Below are 2,544 nucleotides of genomic sequence, written 5' to 3'. Positions count from 1 at the left end.
TCTAACAGCCTCGTCACCGAAGATGAATCGACTGCCAACGACTTGCCTAATAACTGCTGCGGCAACAGGCCGTGGTGCGGCTGGTATGAATGAATAACTGTGCGCCCGGTTCGTCCTCTAGTTCCTTGATTGCACGCGACAGCGGCGACTGTTCGATGTGCAGTCGTTCGGCCGCTTGCGCGAAATGCAGTCTTTCGGCTACAGCTAGAAAGCAGCGCAAATACCGCAGTTCTATAGTGGCACCTACGCTTTTTCACGGATGTATTTTGTATGGCGACGATAGGATGCTCGCACCTGTCCGACCACGACGATCAGCACGATACCCATAAGCAGGCTCTGCGACGCAATACCACGGACAGCGCCCATATGATCCGCCGCTATACCGGCAATCCACGGCGTTACACCAGCTATCAGGTAGCCCCCAGATTGTGTCAAGCCACTTAGGCGTGTTGCTTCACTGCGGGACGAAGAAAATTCAAGCGGGAGAAGCAACGCAATTGGGAATAAGCCACCTGTCGCAACGCCAAGAAGCACGGCCGCTCCCCAAACTGTCTGTGGAAGCCACCACAGCATAAAGAAGCCAGCGATAGCCAAGGCGGTGAAAGTGACCATTGCACCGGCAACGCCCGCACGCAGGGTTCGCATGACAACAGGAAAAAACAGGCTAGTCGATGTCTGTAGTATTAGGAACAGTGCGATCAATGCGCTGCTCGCGTGCTGGGAGAATCCCGAGGCAAGGTACAGGCTAGGCAGCCACGCAACAATCGTGTAGTTGATGCCGGCCTGCAAACCGAAGAACAGCGTCAATGCCGCTACTTCCAGCCGATTTAGCCCATGCTTGTGCCCATGTTGCACATGGGCAGCTTCATGTGCAGCACCTGGCCACATGGCCCACAACACGCCGGCTACAGCCGCAGGGATTGCCCAAAATGCTAGGCCGCCTTGCCAACTCTCAGTGCCGCTAGACAGGAATGGTGTTGCGTATGCAGCAGCGGCAGAACCGACACCCATTGCTGTGGCATACAGCCCCATAGCCGCATGTGTTTTATTGTGAAAGGTCTCTTTAATGAAGCCGCTCAACAGTGGCCGAATGATGGCGTCACCAACACCGACCAATGCTGCGGTCAGAAGGAGAAGGCCATAAGTTTCTGCATGAAGGCGAAGTGCCAAGCCTATCGTTAGCACGGCGAGCGCCACAATCATGGACTTTTTTAGACCAAGATGGCGATCGAAGGCATGGCCGAGCGGTGACAACACACCCATGCAGACAACCGGGATGGCAGTCAACAGGCCCAGGGAGCTACTGCTGATGACAAGTTCCTGCTGGATTTTATCAAGCACCGGGGAAAGTGACGAGATACCGGTACGCAGGCAAAGGCCTGCACCAAACACCATCAACCAGGGCAGCAACAGCTTATATTTCATGCGATTAATTCCTAGCACTAAATAACGATAGGATATCGGTCGCATCCCAGGCGCGCTTTCGATACAATGCCAACATATATCGAGTAGCTGCCAACGGAGATTAGATCGTGATGGCTAGAATCCACAATCGGGATTGGTGTCTTGCCTGCACCTCTTCGCTGAAGGAGTTGCCTCGGCATGTGTATTTTCGTGCATATAGCCTCAAGGGGGGAACCTGTGTCCAGGGCCACGAGCATGTCTGGTGGCAATTTCTATTCGCCCGAAATGGCCTGATGCAGGTGCAAGCGGGGGCGACTACATTGACATTGCCGCCCGACTACGGAGTGTGGATACCTCCTGGCTGTGTTCATACCCTATGGATTGGCGAAGAGGTCGAGTTGGAAAGTTTGTATATCGAACCAACTGCTGTAGCCATACAAGATCAAGAGCCACGGGTGGTAATGGTGGATGAGTTTGTCCGTGCATTCATCCATCACGGCTGTACATCTATACCTGTTAAGTATGATGAAGACGGTGCAGACGGACGAAAGGTTAAAGTGCTGCTAGATTCGTTGCAATCGCTGCCGGATGCCCCGTTTAATCTGCCGTTCCCTACTGAACCTAGACTACTTGAAGTTTGCTTGACAATTCAGAGCGCCCCACATCTAGCCCATACACTCGATGAGTCCGCAGGTCTTGCTCGCATGTCGTCACGTACATTTACTCGACATTTCCTGCGGGCTACGGGTTTGCCGTATCACACATGGCGACAACGCATGCGGCTTCTTGGCTCGCTTGAAATGTTGAGGTCAGACATTACAGTGACAGAGGTGGCATTAACAATTGGCTATTCCACGCCTTCGGCATTTACTCATGCCTTTAAACAGCTATTCGGCAAATCCCCCAGCCGTTTTACAAGACCAGAGCCTAAATAAAAAACGCCGAGACTAAGCAAGCCAAGTATCTACGATTGGGAGGATCGCTGCCGCCCGATCTTCCACGACACACCGCCACCACGCGCCGTCGCGACGATCCGCTGCCCCAGCCGCTGTTCAATCACCGGTCGCCAAGGCACCAGGCTGAATTCCATGCCGTCATCGAGGACGGCATAACGCCGGCTCAAGTCGTGAAAATGGTCAA

Annotated in this window: 3 protein-coding genes and 1 pseudogene; 1 reads left to right on the top strand and 3 read right to left on the bottom strand. The window is 53.6% G+C overall.

All coding sequences use genetic code 11. The features are described 5' to 3' along the window. Positions 1-55 precede the first annotated feature (55 nt). A pseudogene (locus tag K206_RS42360) lies at positions 56-235 on the bottom strand (LysR family transcriptional regulator); the annotation flags it as partial. Positions 236-243: 8 nt separating this feature from the next. Continuing rightward, entirely contained in the window at positions 244-1,425 is a 1,182-nt protein-coding gene (locus K206_RS42355) for a CynX/NimT family MFS transporter (protein ID WP_038457537.1), read from the bottom strand. Positions 1,426-1,535: 110 nt separating this feature from the next. Between K206_RS42355 and K206_RS42350 the strand changes: the two genes are divergently transcribed. Next, positions 1,536-2,339 (top strand): helix-turn-helix transcriptional regulator, encoded by an 804-nt coding sequence (locus K206_RS42350; protein ID WP_231401737.1) that lies wholly within the window; start codon positions 1,536-1,538, stop codon positions 2,337-2,339. Positions 2,340-2,368: 29 nt separating this feature from the next. On the opposite strand, the gene K206_RS42345 is transcribed toward K206_RS42350, so the two are convergent. Then, positions 2,369-2,544: DUF3363 domain-containing protein (locus tag K206_RS42345; RefSeq protein ID WP_020207060.1), on the bottom strand; the 176-nt coding region annotated here is incomplete at its 5' end.

This window comes from Cupriavidus sp. WS, assembly GCF_000395345.1.
Taxonomy (GTDB): Bacteria; Pseudomonadota; Gammaproteobacteria; order Burkholderiales; family Burkholderiaceae; genus Cupriavidus; species Cupriavidus basilensis_B.
This window is presented reverse-complemented; position numbering and strand designations above follow the sequence as displayed.

Excerpts from the sequence above, each read along its gene's own strand:
- K206_RS42355 (WP_038457537.1), bottom strand. The coding sequence starts at position 1,425 with ATGAAATATAAGCTGTTGCTGCCCTGGTTGATGGTGTTTGGTGCAGGC.
- K206_RS42350 (WP_231401737.1), top strand. The coding sequence starts at position 1,536 with ATGGCTAGAATCCACAATCGGGATTGGTGTCTTGCCTGCACCTCTTCG.